The organism is Streptomyces sp. NPDC053750 (assembly GCF_044544295.1).
Taxonomy (GTDB): Bacteria; Actinomycetota; Actinomycetes; order Streptomycetales; family Streptomycetaceae; genus Streptomyces.
Map to the genome: position 1 here is coordinate 1 of NZ_JBITXB010000004.1, position 18,586 is coordinate 18,586.

Sequence of the window (18,586 nt, forward strand, 5' to 3'; positions counted from 1 at the left end):
TTCCCTTTCCGGCGGTTCCGACTCTATCAGATCCTTTCGGGCCCTGATTCCCCGTCAGAGGGGGTTGCCTTCCCGGCTGTTGGGCCGTTCCGACGAGGTGAGACTCTAGCGGATTCCCGGCTCCCGAGCTAATCGGGGGCCGCGTCCTTTCGGACGTGGATTCCTCATTCCGTGAATACGCGCGCCAATGCCACGACGACGCCGAACAGTACGACTGCTCGTCGAGAAGTGGGTGGTACTTGCGGAATCGCTGTCCGGGGACCGACCGGAGTCGGCGCTCACGTCGGACAACTCGGAGAACACTACGAGGGTGGGACCGGCGTGTCAACTTCCGGGCGGTGGGACCGCTGGGGGCGTAGTCTGGAGCGCGTGACTACGCGTACGTGCACCCAGTTCTGGTGGGCCGCCTGACGGCGGCCGTACTCACGTATGCACTCAACGGCCGCCGCTTCGGCGGCCGTTCTCGTATCTCCCTCCAGGAGGGGCGGCCGGCCGGTGGCGGCGGTCCTGACCAGGAGGTGGAGAGATGACACGGGTCTTCAGTGGGGTCAAGCCGACCGGGCACCTGACGCTGGGGAACTATCTGGGCGCCATGCGGCAGTGGGCCGCGGTGGACCAGCACCGGTCGGACGCGCTGTTCTGCGTCGTCGACCTGCACGCGCTGACCGTGGACCACGATCCGGCGCGGGTGCGCAGACTGAGCCGGCAGGCGGCGTCGCTGTTGCTGGCGGCCGGGCTGGACCCGGAGCTGTGCACCGTGTTCGTGCAGAGTCATGTGGACGAACACGCCCGGCTGTCGTACGTACTGGAGTGCGTCGCCACCGACGGGGAGATGCGGCGCATGATCCAGTACAAGGAGAAGGCGGCGCGGGAGCGGGAGCGGGGCGGGAGTGTGCGGCTGTCGCTGCTGACGTATCCCGTGCTGATGGCCGCCGACATCCTGGCGTACGGGACGGACGAGGTGCCGGTCGGGAACGACCAGACGCAGCACGTGGAGCTGGCGCGGGATCTGGCGGTGCGGTTCAACCAGCGGTACGGGCACACGTTCGTGGTGCCGCGGGCGACCGGTCCGGCGGTGGCGGCTCGGGTGATGAATCTGCAGGAGCCGACGTCGAAGATGGGGAAGAGCGACGACGTCGGGCCGGGGATCGTCTATCTGCTGGACGAACCGGACGTGGTGCGGAAGAAGGTCATGCGGGCCGTGACCGACAGCGGGCGTGACGTGGTGTACGACCGGGAGGAGCGGGCGGGGCTCGCGAATCTGCTGGAGATTCTCGCTGCCTGCACGGGTGGGGAGCCGGCGGATCTGGCGGGTGGGTACGACTCGTACGGCGCCTTGAAGAAGGACACCGCCGAGGCCGTCGTCGAGGTGTTGCGGCCCGTGCAGGAGCGGCACAAGGAGTTGTGCGCGGATCCCGGGTATGTGGAGGGCGTGCTGCGGGCGGGGGCCGAGAAGGCTCGGGCGATGGCGCGGCCGACGGTGGATGCCGCCTACCGGGCGATCGGGCTGTTGCCGCCCGTGGACTCGGCCCGGTAGGCGCGCGGTCCGGGCTGCCCTCAGTCCTTGGTGCCGGAGGCCAGTTCGCGGCTGCGGTCGCGGGCTGCTTCCAGGGCGGCGATGAGGGCGGCGCGGACGCCGTGGTTCTCCAGTTCGCGGATGGCGTTGATGGTGGTGCCAGCGGGGGACGTGACGTTCTCCCGGAGCTTGACCGGGTGTTCGCCGCTGTCGCGGAGCATCTTGGCGGCGCCGATCGCGGACTGGACGATCAGGTCGTGGGCCTTGTCGCGGGGGAGGCCGAGGAGGATGCCGGCGTCGGTCATGGCTTCGACCAGGTAGAAGAAGTAGGCCGGGCCGGAGCCTGAGAGGGCGGTGCAGGCGTCCTGCTGGGACTCGGGGACGCGGAGCGTCTTGCCGACGGCGCCGAAGATCTCCTCGGTGTGGGCGAGATGGTCGGCGGTGGCGTGGGTGCCGGCGGAGATGACGGACATGGCCTCGTCGACGAGGGCGGGGGTGTTCGTCATGACGCGGACCACCGGGGTGCCGGGGGCAAGGCGTTCCTCGAAGAAGGAGGTCGGGACGCCCGCGGCGCCGCTGATGACCAGGCGGTCGGCGGGGACGTGCGGAGCGAGCTCGTCGAGGAGGGTGCCCATGTCCTGCGGCTTGACCGTGAGGATCAGGGTGTCGGCGGTCTTGGCGGCCTCGGCGTTGGTGACCGGGGTGACTCCGTAGCGGGTGCGGAGCTCGTCGGCCCGTTCCTGGCGGCGGGCGGTGACCAGGAGGTCGGCGGGCGACCAGCCGGCTCCGATCATGCCGCTGAGCAGGGCTTCGCCGATCTTGCCGGTGCCGAGGACTGCGACTTTCTGGGTCATGGCTTTCGGTGCCCTCCGGTGCCCTCTGGGGGTGCGTCGTCCGTCTTCGTCATCCTCGCATCCCGGGGACGGGTGGGAGCGGGGCGTCCAGTGGGCGGGATGTGCCGGGCGGGCGGCTATGGCGTCCGGCGTTTGAGGGTGGCCGCGCCCAGGGCGAGGACCAGGAGGGCGCAGCCGGCCACGATCAGGACGTCCCGGACGAAGGTGGCGGTCATGTCGGTGTGGCGGAGGACCTCGTTCATGCCGTCGACCGCGTAGGACATGGGCAGGACGTTCGAGACGGCCTCCAGGGCCGGGTGCATGGTGTCGCGCGGGGTGAAGAGGCCGCAGAGGAGGAGCTGGGGGAAGATCACGGCCGGCATGAACTGGACCGCCTGGAACTCGGAGGCGGCGAAGGCCGAGACGAAGAGGCCGAGCGCGGTGCCGAGGAGGGCGTCGAGCAGGGCGACCAGGAGGAGGAGCCAGGGGCTGCCCGTCACGTCCAGGCCCAGGAACCAGACCGCCAGGCCGGTCGCGAGGGCCGACTGGACGATCGCCAGGGTCCCGAAGGCGAGGGCGTAGCCCGCGATGAGGTCGCCCTTGCCCAGGGGCATGGCGAGGAGGCGTTCGAGGGTGCCGGAGGTGCGTTCGCGCAGGGTGGCGATGGACGTGACCAGGAACATCGTGATCAGCGGGAAGATGCCGAGGAGGGAGGCGCCGATGCTGTCGAAGGTACGGGCGCTGCCGTCGAAGACGTAGCGCAGCAGGAACAGCATCACGCAGGGGATCAGCACCAGCAGGGCGATGGTGCGGGGGTCGTGGCTCAGCTGGCGCAGGACGCGGGTCGCGGTGGCTGTGGTGCGGGAGAGGTTGAGGGGGCGGGGGGTGGCGGCGGGGTGCCGTGCGGCGGGGGCGGCCTGGGCCGCGGTGGGGGTGGTGGAGGTCATGGGGTGGTCTCCTTCGTGCGGGCTGCTGCGGTCACCTCGTCGACCAGGTGGAGGAAGGCCTCCTCGACCGTCTCGCTGTCCGTGCGGGTGCGCAGGGCGTCGGGGGTGTCCTCGGCGAGGATCTCGCCGTCGCGCATCAGGAGGAGGCGGTGGCAGCGCTCGGCCTCGTCCATGACGTGGGAGGAGACGAGGAGGGTGGTGTCGCGGTCGGCGGCGAGGGAGTGGAAGAGGGCCCACAGGTCGCGGCGGAGGACGGGGTCCAGACCGACCGTCGGTTCGTCGAGGACCAGGAGCTCGGGGGTGCCCAGAAGGGCCACGGCGAGGGAGACACGGCTGCGCTGGCCGCCCGAGAGGTTGCCGGCCAGGGCGTCGGCGTGGCTGGTGAGGTCGACGTCGGCGATGGCGCGGGTGACGGTCTCGCGGCGGCGGTCGGAGGCGGCTCGGCCCGGGTCGAGCATCGCGGCGAAGTAGTCGAGGTTCTGGCGGACAGTCAGGTCGTCGAAGACGGACGGGGCCTGGGTGACGTAGCCGATGCGGGTGCGGAGGGTGGGGTGGCCGGCCGGGTGGCCCAGGACCTGGAGGGTGCCGGTGACCTTGGCCTGGGTGCCGGCGATCGCGCGCATCAGGGTCGACTTGCCGCAGCCGGAGGGGCCGAGGAGGCCGGTGATCCGGCCGCGCGGGACGGTGAAGTCGAGGGCGCGCAGGACGGTGCGGGGGCCGCGGACGACGGTGAGGTTCGCCGCGTGGACGGCGGGGGTGGGGCTGGGGGTGGGCGGGGTTTCCTGGCGGTCTGGGGCTTGTCGGGGGGCAGGGTTTCCTGGGGGGGCGGGTGGGCGGGGGGAGTAATTCATCATGTGATGAATACTCCTCCGCCGCCCGGGTGTCGTCAAGCGGTCTCGGGGGTCCTCGCCAGCAGGAGCAGGACGTCGTACGTCTCCTCGACCGTGCCGTCCGGGAAGACGGCCAGGAGGTGGTCCCGCTCCTCGGCCAGGAAGGCCGCACTGCGGTCCGGGGCGTGGGTCAGGAAGACCGAGTGGCTGCCGAGGTTGGCCAGGTGGGTGTCGAGGGGGACGCGGCGGCTCCAGCGGATCTCGCGCCGGGTGAAGTCGAGGCGGCCGGTGGGGTCGGCTGCGCGGGGGTCGATGTTCCGCTTCTCGGCGGCGACGTCCACGGAGAAGTGGCGCCGGACGCGCTCGGCCGCGGCGGCGATCCACGGCACGTCGAGGGCGTTCGTGTTCCACCACAGTGCGAGCGCGCCGCCCGGCCGCAGCACGCGCAGCGCCTCCGGGACCGCGCGGGCGGGGTCGGTCCAGTGCCAGGCCTGGGCGTAGGTGAGGAGGTCGGCGCAGTGGGTGGTGAGCGGGAGGGCGTTGCCGTTGCCCTGGACCACCGGCACGTCGGGCAGGGTGCGGCGGAACTCGGCGACCATGCCGGGGCCGGGCTCGACGGCGACGACGTCGGCGCCGCGCGCGTGCAGGCGTGCGGTGGCGATGCCCGTACCGGCGCCTACGTCCACGACGCGGGAGCCGGCGAGGGGGCGGCCGGCCAGCTCCTCCAGCGTGTCGAAGAGGGCGGGCGGGTAGGAGGGGCGGTTGGCGGCGTACTGGGCGGCGGCGGTGTTGAAGGAGTGGGCTCGGGCGGCGTGGGCGGGCTCGGGGGGCACGGGTGTGGTCATACGGCCATGGTGGTCGGGTGGAGGGAATGCGGGGGCCGGAAACGGGATCTTTCCCGTGCGCCGGGCGGCCGACGCCGGTCGTCCTGGCCGGGCACTCGCCGGGCGGCCGACGCCGGTCGTCCTGGCCGGGCACTCGCTGGGCGGGCTATCGCCGGCCGGTACGCACCCGACCACGAGGACAGGGGCAAGGGGCTGGTCCTGATGGACGCCACGTCACCGACGCGGAGTGCCGGCCATGCCGGGGCCGGGCTCGACGGCGACGACGTCGGCGCCTCGCGCGTGCAGGCGGGCTGCCGGGGGCCGGCGCAAGTGCCGGCGCTGTCCGGCAACAGCAGGCTGGGCACCGCGACGAACAGCGAGCACTACATCCACGTCGACGAGCCCGGGGTCGCCGTCCAGGCGTGTCAGGTCACCAGGCCCTGGCGGTAGGCGTAGACGACGGCCTGGACGCGGTCGCGGAGCTGGAGCTTGGCGAGGATGCGGGAGACGAAGGTCTTGACGGTCTCCTGGCTGATCACGAGGGTCGCGGCGATCTCACCGTTGGAGCGGCCGTCCGCGATGAGCCGGAGGACCTCCAGTTCGCGGGGGGTCAGCGGAATGTCGCGCGGGGTGTCGTCGGTGGGCCGGATCCGGGCGGCATATCTGCCCACGAGCCGGCGCGTCACCTCGGGGTCGAGCAGTGCCGCGCCCGTTGCCACGGTGCGGATGCCGTGGAGCAGCCGGTCCGGCGGGGCGTCCTTGAGCAGGAAGCCGCTCGCGCCCGCACGCAGCGCCTCGTAGACGTACTCGTCGAGGTTGAACGTCGTCACCACGAGCACCTTGACGGGGTGCTCCACCCCGGCACCGGCCAGCCGGCGGGTGGCCTCCAGGCCGTCGAGCACCGGCATGCGGATGTCCATCACCACGACGTCCGGGCGCAGTTCGCGGGCAAGATCGACCCCGGTCCGGCCGTCCCCGCACGCGCCGACCACCTCCAGGTCGGGCTGGGCATCGACGATCGTCGCGAGACCGGTGCGGACCAGCATCTGGTCGTCGCAGATCAGGACCCTGATCGGCTTGGTCGGGGCCTCCTGGACGGCCCGGCGTGTCTGCTCCACGAGTGTGAGGAGTCTGCCGACGGGCGGCTCGGTTCCCTCTGTGCCGTGGCCGGTGTCGCCGACGGTTGCCAGGGGCTGGTCGAGGCCAGGCGGAACGTGGCGAACCATGCCGGTGACTCGCCCGCGCCGTTCCGGTACCGGACGACCGCCGGCACCAGGTACGCCGAGGCAGACAGCAGCACGGTGCCGGCGAGCGGGACATGCCAGACGTTGGCGTCGAACCGGCGCCGCGGCTCCGGTAACGGCCGACGACCGATCACTTCGGAGGTGCATCGGCGGCGTGGGTCATTACCGGTACGGCTAGCGGCGGCGGCGCTTCTTGGACGGGTTGCCCGAGCGGCGGGTGGTGCGCTTCTCGTACTCCTCGCGGGCCCGGTCGTACTCGGCGCGGTGGAGTTTCTCGCCCGGGGCCTCGGTGAAGGTGCGGAAGAAGTAGGCCAGGAGCGAGCCGATGAAGCCGATGGCCAGCAGGCCGCGCAGGGAGGCCTGGCGGTCGGGGTCGGGGCGGCTGGTGAAGCCCGACCAGGTGTGCCGGAAGGCCAGGGCGCTGCAGATCGCGAACATCACGACCATCAGCAGGGTGACGAAGCTGCCGATGTCGGCGATCTGGAGGCCCTGGTAGGCGATGCGGAGGACGAAGCAGCCGGCGGCCGCCGCGAGGAGGGAGCCGACGGCGAGGCCGGCCCGGCGGGCGGTGTAGCCGTTGTCGTGGTTCACCCAGGTCGTGCCGTAGAACCGAAGGGGTTCGGGGCGGGGGCCCGCGGGGGTGTCCGGGGTGCCGTTCGTGCCGTTCTCTGCGCTCACGGGTCGATTATGGCGCCGGGGGTGCCGCGGGCTCCGGGTGGGCCCGCGGCCGGTTCGGTCCTGCGACAGGGCCTGGGGCCCGTCGACAGGCCCTACGAGCAGCGAGGAGCGACGTAGCCGTCGCTGCCCGTGCGGATGTAGGTGTCGGAGACGTACTGGCCGGTGCCGATCCGGTCCCAGATGGACGACGTGCCGTACGGGCCCGACACCCGGGTGCCCGGCGTCTGGCAGTGGATCACGACCTGGGAGCCCTCGGGCAGGACCCGTACGACGGCGTAGCCGGTGCCGGGACCGCTGCGGACGTTGAGCCGGTAGCCCGGCGCGACCGGGTAGGAGCGCTGGGCCGTGGCGGCCGCCGTGGTGACGGCCTCCGCGGTCGCGTCCCCGTCCCCGCCCCCGGCGTGCGTCATCTGGTCGACAGACATGAGAAGTCCTCCCCCGTTGAACCCCACGAGTGCCATGGGGCCACGTTGATTCCCCTGAAGCGTGCAACGAAACACGAGTTCGCAACTCGCACGCGGAGGCTAGCAAGCCGCCTCGGCCCCGTACGACGCATCGACTAGGCTCCGAGCGTCGCGCGCGCTACGGAACAGCACGGGGGTGGTCCCATGGCGCCACAGGAGAACGCCGGAGCGGGCACGGAAGCGGAACTTCCGCAGTACGCCGGTCACTACCACCTGGAGTCCTGCCTGGGCTCGGGTGGCATGGGGGTCGTACACCTGGCCAGGAGCACCTCCGGGATGCGCGTCGCGGTGAAGGTCGTACACGCCCCGTATGCCAGGGACCCCGAGTTCAGGGGCCGTTTCCGGCAGGAGGTGGCGGCGGCCCGGCGGGTGAGCGGGGCCTTCACGGCGCCGGTCGTCGACGCCGACCCGGATGCCGAACGGCCCTGGATGGCCACGCTGTTCATTCCCGGGCCGACGCTTTCGGAGCAGGTGAAGCGGAACGGGCCCATGGATCCGGACCAGTTGCGCCGCCTGATGGCCGGGCTGGCGGAGGCGCTGCGCGACATCCACCGGGTCGGGGTCGTCCACCGGGACCTGAAGCCGAGCAACGTGCTGCTCGCCGAGGACGGGCCGAAGGTCATCGACTTCGGCATCTCCCGGCCGAAGGACAGCGAACTGCGGACCGAGACCGGCAAGTTGATCGGTACGCCGCCGTTCATGGCGCCCGAGCAGTTCCGGCGGCCCCGGGAGGTGGGCCCCGCGGCCGACGTCTTCGCGCTCGGGTCGCTGATGGTGCACGCGGCGACCGGACGCGGGCCCTTCGACTCCGACAGTCCGTATGTCGTCGCCTACCAGGTGGTGCACGACGAGCCCGACCTGACCGGCGTGCCGGCGACGCTCGCACCGCTGGTGCTGCGGTGTCTCGCCAAGGAGCCGGACGACCGGCCCACGCCGGACGAGCTGATGCGGGAGCTGCGGTCGGCGGCGGCGGCGTACGACACGCAGGTGTTCATACCGGCTCAGCGGGGGCGGGACGAGGACGCCCCGGAACACCGGGTGGGCGGCTCGCCCGCACCCCTGCCGCAGGACTCGCCCGAGCCGCTGCCGGAACCCCGCGCCGTCGCTCCCGCCGGACGGTCCGCACGGCGCCTCGGCACGCGGGCGGCGCTGGTGGCCGGGGCGCTCGGTCTCGCCGTGACCGGTGGCCTCGCCTCGGTCCAGGTGCTCGGCGACACCGAACCGGCGCGCAGGACCGCCGCCACGCAGAACACGTCGGGCGGCTTCGGCACGTGGGAGACGGTGGCCGCCGCGGAGGGCGGCGGCATGCCCCAGTGCTCGTACGGGGCCGAGCGGCTGCTGTGCGCGCGGCCCGGCCTGGTCTTCGCCCTCGATCCGGCCGACGGCCGCACCCTGTGGCGGCACGAGGTCACCGAGGCGACCCGGAGCGATCCGCCGGTGCTGTCGGGCGGCCTCGTGCAGCCCACCGTCGGTCTGATCGGTGATCTGGAGGCGCTCGACCCGGCCACGGGCAAGGCGGCGTGGCAGGAGGAGATGCCGGACTACGACGGACTGCGGTGCGTCGGCGACATGCTCCTGCTCACCCGCGCCGACGGGATGGTCACCGGCGTGGACAGCGCCTCGGGCCGGACCGAGTGGGCCCACCGGATCCCGGGGCAGGCCGTGCCGTACTTCACCTCGTTCGCCGGGGACCCGACGGCGTACGCGACGACCGAGTCCGAGGACGGGTCGAGCACGCACGTCACCGCGGTGGACCCGGCGACGGGCGACGTGCGGTGGGCCGCCGACCTGGAGGGGTCGCTCACGCCCGTGGGCTCGGCGGACGGGTCGGTGTACTTCCTCGTCGGCGGCGCCGTCCACGGGGACGCGAAGGCCGTGGTCCGTCATACGCCCGGCACCGGGACCACCCGCCGGGTGACGCTGCCCGTGCCGGTCGAGCAGGCGGTGGCCGGCGTGCGCGGGGACACCGTGTACCTCATGGGTGCGGGCGGCTCACTGGTCGCCGTCGACACGGCCGCGGGAGAGCAGCGGTGGCGGCTGGAGACGGGGATGAGCCGGGGCTCGGCGCCCGTCTCCGACGGCCGGCACGTGTACGTCACCGCTCCCGACGGGCGGCTGCTCGGCGTGGACGCCCTGAAGGGCAGGCTCCTCGGGCAGACCCGGCCGCGGCTCGGTGCCGACTCCGACCGCGTCCCCGCGTCGTTGCCCGCGCCCCTGCTCGCGGGCGGTCACGTCTACGCCGCGGCGCCCGACGGGACCGTGTTCGGCGTGGCGGGGCGGGACCCCGCCGCCTGGTGACCCCGTCGGGCGGTCGTGCGGGGGGTCAGCCCAGCTTGCTCACGTCGCGCACCGCGCCCTTGTCCGCGCTCGTCGCCATCGCGGCGTAGGCCCTCAGCGCCGCGGAGACCTTGCGGTCGCGGTTCTTCGGGGCGTACACGCCGTTCAGGGCCTGCTCGCGGCGGGCCAGCTCGGCGTCGTCGACCAGGAGCTCGATGGAGCGGTTCGGGATGTCGATGCGGATGCGGTCGCCGTCCTCGACGAGGGCGATGGTGCCGCCGGCCGCCGCTTCGGGCGAGGCGTGGCCGATGGACAGGCCCGAGGTGCCGCCGGAGAAGCGGCCGTCGGTGACCAGCGCGCAGGCCTTTCCGAGACCGCGGCCCTTGAGGTACGAGGTCGGGTAGAGCATCTCCTGCATGCCGGGGCCGCCCTTGGGGCCCTCGTAGCGGATGACGACGACGTCGCCCTCCTTGACCTGCTGGGTGAGGATCTTCTGGACGGCCTCCTCCTGCGACTCGCAGACGACCGCCGGGCCCTCGAAGGTCCAGATCGATTCGTCGACGCCCGCCGTCTTGACCACGCAGCCGTCCACGGCGAGGTTGCCGCGCAGGACCGCGAGGCCGCCGTCCTTGGAGTAGGCGTGCTCGACGGAGCGGATGCAGCCGCCCTCGGCGTCCTCGTCCAGGGAGTCCCAGCGCTCGGACTGGGAGAAGGCCTCGGCGGAGCGGACGCAGCCGGGGGCCGCGTGCCACAGCTCGACGGCCTCCTGGGAGGGGGAGCCGCCGCGCACGTCCCAGGTCTTCAGCCAGTCGGCCAGGGACGGGCTGTGGACGGAGTGCACGTCCTCGTTGAGCAGGCCGCCGCGGTGCAGTTCGCCGAGGAGGGCCGGGATGCCGCCCGCGCGGTGCACGTCCTCCATGTAGTACGTGCGGTCCTTGGCGACGTTCGGCGCGACCTTGGCCAGGCAGGGGACGTGGCGCGAGAGGGCGTCCATCTCGGTGAGGCCGTAGGCGACCTCCGCCTCCTGGGCGGCGGCCAGCAGGTGCAGGATCGTGTTGGTGGAGCCGCCCATCGCGATGTCGAGCGCCATGGCGTTCTCGAAGGCCGCGGGGGTGGCGATGTTGCGGGGCAGGACGGAGTCGTCGTCCTGCTCGTAGTAGCGGCGGGTCAGGTCCAGGACCGTGCGGGCGGCGTTCTCGTAGAGCGCCTTGCGGGCGGTGTGGGTGGCCAGCACCGAGCCGTTGCCGGGGAGGGAGAGGCCGATCGCCTCGGTCAGGCAGTTCATCGAGTTGGCGGTGAACATGCCGGAGCAGGAGCCACAGGTGGGACAGGCGTTCTCCTCGATGCGGAGGATGTCCGCGTCGGAGATCTTCTCGTTGACCGCTTCCGACATCGCGTCGACCAGGTCCAGGGTGCGGACCGTGCCGTCGACCAGGGTGGCGCGCCCGGACTCCATGGGGCCACCGGAGACGAAGACCGTCGGGATGTTCAGGCGGAGCGCCGCGTTGAGCATGCCCGGGGTGATCTTGTCGCAGTTGGAGATGCAGATCAGGGCGTCGGCGCAGTGGGCCTCGACCATGTACTCCACGCTGTCCGCGATCAGGTCGCGGGAGGGCAGGCTGTACAGCATGCCGCCGTGGCCCATGGCGATGCCGTCGTCGACGGCGATCGTGTTGAACTCGCGCGGGATGCCGCCGGCCGCGACGACCGCCTCGCTGACGATCCGGCCGACGGGCGCCAGGTGCGTGTGGCCCGGCACGAACTCCGTGAAGCTGTTGGCGACGGCGATGATCGGCTTCCGCCCGATGTCCGCGCCGGGTACACCGGAGGCGCGCATAAGGGCGCGGGCGCCCGCCATGTTGCGGCCGTGGGTGACTGTGCGGGACCTCAGTTCGGGCATCGTCGCTCGCTCCTTCGGAGAGTTATGACTGTCGTCGAGCGTACGCCGGTCATCCACGGGCCGGGACAGGGTGTCCGGAATGCGGGACGCGTGTCTCGCCGCGGGGCGTCGGGCAGGCGGGCTCAGGGGCCGGTGAGGTGGCCCTGTACGACCGGCGCCACGCGGGCGATGATCCACTCCAGGTCCGCCGAGGCCAGCGGCTCCACCTTGATGACGTACCGGAGCAGCGCGCACCCCACCAACTGTGCCGCCGCCAGTTCCGCACGCAGCTCCGCGTCCGGCAGGTCCAGCTGGGCGGCGATGCGGCGCAGCAGCTGGGCGGCGATCAGACGGCGGAAGACGGCGGCGGCCGTCTCGTTGTTCACGGCGGAGCGGACGATGGCCAGCAGCGGTGTGCGGGTGGCGGGGTTCTCCCAGACGCCGAGGACGAAGCGGGTGAGCCGCTCGCCGACCTCGTCCGGGGAGCCGTCGGCGATCGCGTCGGGGGCCCTGAGGGCGGGCGCGAAGGCGACCTCGATCGCCGCCTCGAAGACCTGCTCCTTGGTGCCGAAGTAGTGGTGCACGAGCGCCGGGTCCACGCCGGCCGCCTTGGCGATGCCGCGTACGGACGCCTTCTCGTAGCCGCGCTCGGAGAACTCCTCGCGGGCCGCGGTGAGGATGCGGTCGCGGGTGCCGGCCGATTCCGTGCGCGGGGGGCGGCCGCGGCGGCGGGTCCCCCCGCCGGCCTCGCTCACCGTCGGTGCGCCTTCCCCGCGGCGGCCGACGACGACGCCAGGTGCTGGCGGGCGAAGGCCAGGGCCTCGGCGAGATCGGCCTCACGTTCGGCGCCGGACATGGCGCGACGGGTGTTGACCTCGATGACGACATGGCCGTCGAAGCCGATGTGCGCGAGGCGCTCCAGCACCTCGGCGCAGGGCTGGTTGCCGCGGCCCGGGACGAGGTGCTCGTCCTTGGCGGAGCCCTTGCCGTCGGCGAGGTGGACGTGGCCGAGGCGGTCGCTCATGCGGTCGAGCATGTCGAGGGTGTCGGTGCGGGAGGTGGCGGCGTGACTGAGGTCGATCGTGAAGTGCCGGTAGTCGTCCCTCGTCACGTCCCAGTCGGGGGCGTACGCCTGCATCTCGCGGTCGCGGTAGCGCCAGGGGTACATGTTCTCGACCGCGAACCGTACGTCCGTCTCGTCCGCCATCCGCCAGATGCCGCTGACGAAGTCCCGGGCGTACTGGCGCTGCCAGCGGAACGGGGGGTGGACCACCACGGTGCTCGCGCCGAGTTTCTCGGCGGCGGCGCGGGCGCGCTGGAGCTTGACCCAGGGGTCGGTGGACCAGACGCGCTGCGTGATGAGCAGGCAGGGGGCGTGCACGGCCAGGATCGGCATGCGGTGGTAGTCGCTGAGTCTGCGCAGCGCGTCGGTGTCCTGGCTGACCGGGTCGGTCCAGACCATGACCTCGACGCCGTCGTAGCCGAGGCGTGCGGCGATCTCGAAGGCCGTCGCCGTCGACTCCGGGTAGACGGAGGCGGTCGACAGGGCGACCTTCGCGTCCGGGATGCGGGCTACGTCCCTTGGTTTTGGCACGGGGGTCAGGTTACGGGGTGGGGGTCGGCAGGTGCGGGGTGCCTCATCGCCGTTGTGGTGAGGGCCATACCTGTCGGGTGCGGATGCGTTGTGGTTGCTCACGCCCACGCGGCGGAGCCGCGCATCACTCCAGCCCCGCGCCCCTTTCGGGGCGCGTCATCCCTGGCCCATGTGGTCGAGGCGGCGGAGGATCACGCCCTCTCTCAGGGCCCACGGGCAGATTTCCAGGTTCTCCACGCGGAGGAGGTCCATCGCGGCCTCCGCCACCAGGGCGCCGGCCAGGAGCTGGTTCGCTCGGCCCTCGGAGACGCCGGGGAGTTCGGCGCGCTCGGTGGCGGTCATGGCGGCCAGGCGGGGCACCCAGGCCTCCAGGGAGGCCCGCTTGAGCTCGCGCTGGACGTAGAGGCCGTCGGCGGAGCGGGCGGCGCCGGCGATGCGGGCCAGTTGTCGGAAGGTCTTGGAGGTGGCGACCACGTGGTCGGGGGCCCCGAAGCGGCTGAAGTCGCCGACCGTGCGGGCGATCTCCGTACGGACGTGGCGGCGCAGCGCCCTGACGTCGTCCGGGTCGGGCGGGTCGCCGGGCAGCCAGGAGGAGGTCAGCCGGCCGGCGCCGAGCGGCAGCGACACGGCGGTGTCGGGCTCCTCGTCGATGCCGTAGGCCATCTCCAGGGAGCCGCCGCCGATGTCCAGGACCAGCAGCCGGCCCGCGGACCAGCCGAACCAGCGGCGGGCGGCGAGGAAGGTGAGCCGGGCCTCCTCGGCGCCGGTGAGGACCGCCAGCTCGACGCCGGTCTCGGCACGCACGCGCGCGAGGACGTCGTCGGCGTTGGTCGCCTCGCGCACCGCGGAGGTGGCGAACGGCAGGAGGTCCTCGACGCCCTTGTCCTCGGCGGCCTGGAGCGCGTCCCGGACGACCGCGACCAGCCGGTCGACGCCGTCGGGGCCGATCGCGCCGTCCTCGTCGAGGAGCTGGGCGAGGCGCAGTTCCGCCTTGTGCGAGTGGGCGGGCAGCGGGCGCGCGCCCGGGTGTGCATCCACCACCAGCAGATGCACCGTGTTCGAACCCACGTCGAGGACACCGAGTCTCATGTACGGAACGCTACTGCCAGCGGGGAGGGCGGCGGTCCCGTCCTCCCACTCGGGCGACTTACCCTGGAGCCGTGCCAAAGACGAAAAAGGCGAAGGACGCAAAGTCGACCAAGAGGGACAAGAAGCACGAAATGGGCGACGAGAAGGGGCTCGACTTCGCACGCGCGTGGGTGGAGTTTCCGGATCCGGCGGACGACGAGCAGGTCTTCCGGTGCGATCTGACATGGCTGACCTCCCGTTGGAACTGCATCTTCGGCAGCGGCTGCCAGGGCATCCAGGCGGGCCGCGCGGACGACGGGTGCTGCTCGCTGGGCGCCCACTTCTCCGACGAGGACGACGAGAAACGGGTCGCCGGGCATGTGGCGCGGCTCACGCCGGACATCTGGCAGCACCACGCCGAGGGCACGCGGAACGGCTGGATCTCCGAGGACGACGAGGGCTCCCGGCAGACCCGCCCGTTCCAGGGCTCGTGCATCTTCCAGAACCGGCCCGGTTTCGCGGGTGGTGCGGGCTGCTCGCTGCACATCCTGGCCCTGAAGGAGGGCCGCGAGCCGCTGGAGACCAAGCCGGACGTGTGCTGGCAGCTCCCGGTGCGGCGGACGTACGAGTGGATCGACCGGCCCGACGACACCCGCGTGCTCCAGGTGTCGATCGGTGAGTACGACCGGCGCGGCTGGGGGCCGGGCGGGCACGACCTGCACTGGTGGTGCACCTCCGCGACCTCGGCGCACGGCGCGGGCGAGCCGGTGTACGTCTCGTACCGGCCGGAGCTGATCGAGCTGATGGGCAAGGCGGGCTACGACCGACTGGCCGAGCTGTGCGAGGAGCGGCTGGCCTCCCAGCTGCCGCTGCTGGCACCGCACCCGGCGGACCCGGCCCGCTGACGGTCCGCCCGCCGACCCTCCGGCCCGGCGCCGGACGACGAGGCCTAGGAAGTGGCCGGGCTCGGGTCGCCGCCGCCGGTCGGCGGCGGTGTGGAGCCGCCCGCGCCGTCGGTCGGGGAGGGGTCGGTGGGCGTCGGGTCCGGGTCCGGCGAGGTGGGCGACGGGTCGTCGGTGGGCGTGGGGTCGGGCGGCGGCACCGAGGTCGTCGGGGACGGGTCCGGGCCCGGGTCGGACGGGGACGGGGAGTCGTCCGGTGTGCTGGGGCGCGGGTCCGGGTGGGAGGGGCCGGGCGCGGTGCCGTAGCCCTCGATGGAGACGACGGCACCGGCGGGCGAGACGGCCACGCTTGCGCTCCAGTGGCCGGAGGGCTCGCGCAGATGGTCGACGTAGACCCTGATGGTCAGTGCCTCGCCGGGGCGCAGGGTGCCGGAGGACTGGCTCAGGTAGAGCCAGTGGGCGCCGGCGGACGCGGACCAGCGCACCGGTGTGTCGCCGGTCGCGGTCAGGGTGATCAGCGTGGTGTCGCCGTCGTGGCCGGCCGTCACGTCCAGGTGGCCGGCGCCCTTCTCGCCGGCGCCGGAGACGCTGACGACCTCCACGGAGACGTCGGCCTTGCCGTCCTTGCCGAAGCGGGGGCCGGGTGTGGTGCTCGCGTTGCCGGCGTTCTCGTAGCCGTAGCCGCCGCCCGCCGACTCGCCTTCCAGGCCGTCGGGGCCCTGCGCCTCGGTGGCGCTGGCCGAGCGGCCGTCCTCGCCCTCGACGACCGGGGTGCCGCGGTAGGCCGCCCACAGGGCGAGCACGGGGGCGGCGATGACGGTGGCCACGACGGTCGTCGTGACAGCACGCGCGCGTAGACGGTCCCGTCGGGCGGCGCGGTCCTTGGGGTCCATGGGGAAGCCGCGCCGGTCGAAGCGGGGGGCCGCGCCCCGCGCGCGCGGGGTGTGTGCCATGGCGAGGTGCAGCGCCGCGCGGGGTGCCTCCAGGACGGGCAGCTCGGCCGGCGTCACGCTCGTGCCGGGCCAGCGGCCGGGGATCGCCCGCTCGGCGCCGCGGCGGCAGCGGGGGCAGTCGTCGACGTGCCGGACCAGCTCGCGGCGCAGGGCGGCGCTCAGCACGTACTGGTTGTCGCCGGTGAGGCGGGCGACGCCCGGGCAGGTGCCGGTCTCGACGACGGCGAGGGCGGCGCGGGTGCGCTCGACCTCGCAGGCGGCGGAGGCGAGCAGCTCCCGGGCGGCGGCCGGCTCCATGGCGAGGACGGCGGCGACCTCGTGGGGGGCGAGGTGGTGACGCACGGCGAGTTCAAGGGCCTCGCGCTGCTCCGGGGTGGTGCCGGCGGCCTCCGGCCAGGCGAGCCGGGCCAGTTCACTGCGGTGGCGCCGGTGGGTTTCGTCGGTGTCGGCGGGAGGGGCGGGAGCGGCGGCCGTCGGCTTCGCGGCGGGTCCGGTGCGGCCGGCGGCGTGGCTGCTCGGACGTTTCTGCTTGGCCTCGGCCAGCCTGCGCAGGCATGCCCAGCGGGCCAGCGCGTACAGCCAGGCCCTGCGGTCCGCGGCGGACACGGGCCCACGGTGACCTCGGCGCTCGGCCAGCACGAGGACGTCGCCCAGGGCGGCGGTCGCGGCCTCGTGGTCGCAGAGCACCGACAGGCAGTACGTGAACAGGCCGTCCAGATACGCGTCGTAGCGCGCGGGCGGCCGCTGCGCCAGCGTGCGCGCCGCGGCGCGGTCACGCGCCTCCCGGTCCGTCCGGTGCGCGCCGGTCGTGCGGGTCATGGTCTCCGGACTGCTCCTCATCACCCGGCGACCGTAGGCGGCCATGGGTGGCGCGGACTGGCGCATTGGGCCGTTTTAATCCGTACGGGTGAAACGATCCCTCATAAGGGGACACGAAGCCGTCGCTCCGTGTCCGGTTCAGGGTGCAGGTGGCCCGTTCGGGGTGCGACGAGGGGGCGGGACGGGCGCGGGACGGGTGCGGGGCGGGTGCGGGGGCTCGCTTCGTACGGCTGGGCGGGACGCGTTGTCAGTGGGGGCGGTTACGGTTTCGTGCATGGCTGCCCGTACGAAGACCACCAAGGACCGGCCGTCCTATCGCTGCACCGAGTGCGGCTGGCAGACGGCCAAGTGGCTCGGCCGCTGCCCCGAGTGCCAGGCCTGGGGCACGGTCGAGGAGTACGGCGCGCCCGCGGTCCGTACGACGACGCCGGGGCGCGTCACCACCTCCGCGCTGCCCATCGGCCAGGTCGACGGCCGGCAGGCGACCGCCCGCTCCACCGGCGTGCCCGAGCTGGACCGGGTGCTCGGCGGCGGACTGGTGCCCGGCGCCGTGGTGCTGGTCGCGGGCGAGCCCGGCGTCGGCAAGTCCACGCTGCTGCTGGACGTGGCGGCCAAGTCGGCCAGTGAGGAACACAAGACCCTTTACGTCACGGGCGAGGAGTCGGCGAGTCAGGTGCGGCTGCGCGCCGACCGCATCCACGCGATCGACGACCATCTGTACCTCGCCGCCGAGACCGACCTCGCGGCGGTCCTCGGCCACCTGGACGCGGTCAAGCCGTCCCTGCTGATCATGGACTCCGTGCAGACGGTGGCGTCCCCCGAGATCGACGGCGCCCCCGGCGGCATGGCGCAGGTGCGGGAGGTGGCGGGCGCCCTGATCCGCGCCTCCAAGGAGCGCGGCATGTCCACCCTGCTCGTGGGCCATGTCACCAAGGACGGGGCCATCGCCGGCCCCCGGCTGCTCGAACACCTCGTGGACGTCGTCCTGCACTTCGAGGGCGACCGCCACGCGCGCCTCAGGCTGGTGCGCGGCGTCAAGAACCGCTACGGCACCACCGACGAGGTCGGCTGTTTCGAGCTGCACGACGAGGGCATCACGGGCCTGGCCGACCCCAGCGGGCTGTTCCTCACCCGCCGCGCCGAGCCCGTGCCCGGCACCTGTCTGACCGTCACCCTGGAGGGCCGCCGCCCCCTGGTGGCCGAGGTGCAGGCGCTCACCGTCGACTCCCAGATCCCGTCCCCACGGCGCACGACGTCCGGCCTGGAGACGTCCCGCGTGTCCATGATGCTGGCCGTCCTGGAGCAGCGCGGACGCATCAGCGCCCTGGGAAAGAGGGACATCTACTCCGCGACGGTCGGCGGTGTGAAGCTCTCCGAGCCGGCCGCCGACCTCGCCGTCGCGCTCGCGCTGGCCAGTGCGGCGAGCGACACCCCGCTGCCCAAGAACCTCGTCGCGATCGGTGAGGTCGGACTCGCCGGTGAGGTGAGACGGGTCACGGGCGTGCAGCGCAGGCTCGCCGAGGCGCACCGCCTGGGCTTCACGCACGCCCTGGTGCCGACCGATCCGGGCAGGGTCCCTGACGGCATGAAGGTCCTGGAGGTCGCGGACATGGGCGATGCTCTGCGGGTGCTTCCGCGCTCGCGTCGGCGAGAGGCCCCACGGGAGGAGGAGGACCGCCGGTAGACTTTGCCCTGGTCTCGCCCGTCCGTACGAACCGAGTACGCGAAACGGGGGCGCCCAGAACCTGCGACCGGAGG

The 18,586-nt window shown here is 72.9% G+C and carries 17 protein-coding genes; 5 read left to right on the forward strand and 12 right to left on the reverse strand.

The genetic code is table 11. The features are described 5' to 3' along the window. Positions 1–526: 526 nt before the first annotated feature. Positions 527–1,537, forward strand: a complete 1,011-nt coding sequence (gene trpS, locus ACIGO6_RS12650) for a tryptophan--tRNA ligase (RefSeq protein ID WP_399874919.1) — start codon at positions 527–529, stop codon at positions 1,535–1,537. A gap of 20 nt (positions 1,538–1,557) precedes the next feature. Here the strand turns inward: trpS and proC are convergent, their stop codons facing one another. From proC to ACIGO6_RS12670, 4 genes are all read right to left on the reverse strand, one after another. Then, complete coding sequence (proC, locus tag ACIGO6_RS12655; RefSeq protein ID WP_399874921.1) at positions 1,558–2,370, reverse strand: pyrroline-5-carboxylate reductase; 813 nt, start codon at positions 2,368–2,370, stop codon at positions 1,558–1,560. A 116-nt stretch (positions 2,371–2,486) separates the two neighbouring features. Then, positions 2,487–3,296: an ABC transporter permease gene (locus ACIGO6_RS12660; RefSeq protein ID WP_399874922.1), complete on the reverse strand. Its 810-nt coding sequence runs from the start codon at positions 3,294–3,296 to the stop codon at positions 2,487–2,489. Next, the gene (locus ACIGO6_RS12665; protein ID WP_399874923.1) at positions 3,293–4,150 is read right to left on the reverse strand and encodes an ABC transporter ATP-binding protein; all 858 of its coding nucleotides are present in this window, start codon (positions 4,148–4,150) and stop codon (positions 3,293–3,295) included. Before ACIGO6_RS12665 ends, ACIGO6_RS12660 begins: the two co-directional genes overlap by 4 nt. A gap of 32 nt (positions 4,151–4,182) precedes the next feature. After that, positions 4,183–4,971 (reverse strand): class I SAM-dependent methyltransferase, encoded by a 789-nt coding sequence (locus ACIGO6_RS12670; protein WP_399874924.1) that lies wholly within the window; start codon positions 4,969–4,971, stop codon positions 4,183–4,185. Positions 4,972–5,172: 201 nt separating this feature from the next. Here ACIGO6_RS12670 and ACIGO6_RS12675 point away from each other — a divergent pair, with 201 nt between their 5' ends. Continuing rightward, positions 5,173–5,400, forward strand: a complete 228-nt coding sequence (locus tag ACIGO6_RS12675; protein ID WP_399874926.1) for a hypothetical protein — start codon at positions 5,173–5,175, stop codon at positions 5,398–5,400. Here ACIGO6_RS12675 and ACIGO6_RS12680 read toward each other — a convergent pair. The 3 genes from ACIGO6_RS12680 to ACIGO6_RS12690 form a co-directional block, all read right to left on the reverse strand. Next, complete coding sequence (locus ACIGO6_RS12680) at positions 5,376–6,068, reverse strand: response regulator (protein WP_399874928.1); 693 nt, start codon at positions 6,066–6,068, stop codon at positions 5,376–5,378. The genes ACIGO6_RS12675 and ACIGO6_RS12680 overlap by 25 nt on opposite strands. Before the next feature lie 300 nt (positions 6,069–6,368). Next, positions 6,369–6,872, reverse strand: a complete 504-nt coding sequence (locus ACIGO6_RS12685) for an EamA/RhaT family transporter (RefSeq protein ID WP_399874929.1) — start codon at positions 6,870–6,872, stop codon at positions 6,369–6,371. Between the two features lie 92 nt (positions 6,873–6,964). Further along, on the reverse strand, positions 6,965–7,297 hold the full coding sequence (locus tag ACIGO6_RS12690; RefSeq protein WP_399874931.1) for an SH3 domain-containing protein: 333 nt from the start codon (positions 7,295–7,297) through the stop codon (positions 6,965–6,967). A 183-nt stretch (positions 7,298–7,480) separates the two neighbouring features. Here ACIGO6_RS12690 and ACIGO6_RS12695 point away from each other — a divergent pair, with 183 nt between their 5' ends. Next, the gene (locus tag ACIGO6_RS12695) at positions 7,481–9,634 is read left to right on the forward strand and encodes a PQQ-binding-like beta-propeller repeat protein (protein ID WP_399874933.1); all 2,154 of its coding nucleotides are present in this window, start codon (positions 7,481–7,483) and stop codon (positions 9,632–9,634) included. A gap of 25 nt (positions 9,635–9,659) precedes the next feature. On the opposite strand, the gene ilvD is transcribed toward ACIGO6_RS12695, so the two are convergent. The 4 genes from ilvD to ACIGO6_RS12715 form a co-directional block, all read right to left on the reverse strand. After that, complete coding sequence (ilvD, locus tag ACIGO6_RS12700; protein ID WP_399874935.1) at positions 9,660–11,513, reverse strand: dihydroxy-acid dehydratase; 1,854 nt, start codon at positions 11,511–11,513, stop codon at positions 9,660–9,662. 122 nt (positions 11,514–11,635) lie between these two features. Then, positions 11,636–12,247 carry a TetR family transcriptional regulator gene (locus tag ACIGO6_RS12705; RefSeq protein ID WP_399874936.1) on the reverse strand — a complete coding sequence of 204 codons (612 nt, stop codon included), beginning with the start codon at positions 12,245–12,247 and terminating at the stop codon, positions 11,636–11,638. Further along, on the reverse strand, positions 12,244–13,086 hold the full coding sequence (locus ACIGO6_RS12710) for a sugar phosphate isomerase/epimerase family protein (protein WP_399874938.1): 843 nt from the start codon (positions 13,084–13,086) through the stop codon (positions 12,244–12,246). Before ACIGO6_RS12710 ends, ACIGO6_RS12705 begins: the two co-directional genes overlap by 4 nt. A gap of 156 nt (positions 13,087–13,242) precedes the next feature. Then, positions 13,243–14,175: a Ppx/GppA family phosphatase gene (locus ACIGO6_RS12715; protein ID WP_399874939.1), complete on the reverse strand. Its 933-nt coding sequence runs from the start codon at positions 14,173–14,175 to the stop codon at positions 13,243–13,245. 71 nt (positions 14,176–14,246) lie between these two features. Between ACIGO6_RS12715 and ACIGO6_RS12720 the strand changes: the two genes are divergently transcribed. Next, entirely contained in the window at positions 14,247–15,059 is an 813-nt protein-coding gene (locus tag ACIGO6_RS12720) for a hypothetical protein (RefSeq protein WP_399874940.1), read from the forward strand. 44 nt (positions 15,060–15,103) lie between these two features. Here the strand turns inward: ACIGO6_RS12720 and ACIGO6_RS12725 are convergent, their stop codons facing one another. After that, positions 15,104–16,849, reverse strand: coding sequence for a hypothetical protein (locus tag ACIGO6_RS12725; protein ID WP_399875827.1), 1,746 nt, complete (start codon positions 16,847–16,849; stop codon positions 15,104–15,106). Positions 16,850–17,102: 253 nt separating this feature from the next. Here ACIGO6_RS12725 and radA point away from each other — a divergent pair, with 253 nt between their 5' ends. Further along, positions 17,103–18,512, forward strand: coding sequence for a DNA repair protein RadA (gene radA / locus ACIGO6_RS12730; protein ID WP_399874942.1), 1,410 nt, complete (start codon positions 17,103–17,105; stop codon positions 18,510–18,512). The last annotated feature ends 74 nt before the right edge of the window (positions 18,513–18,586 follow it).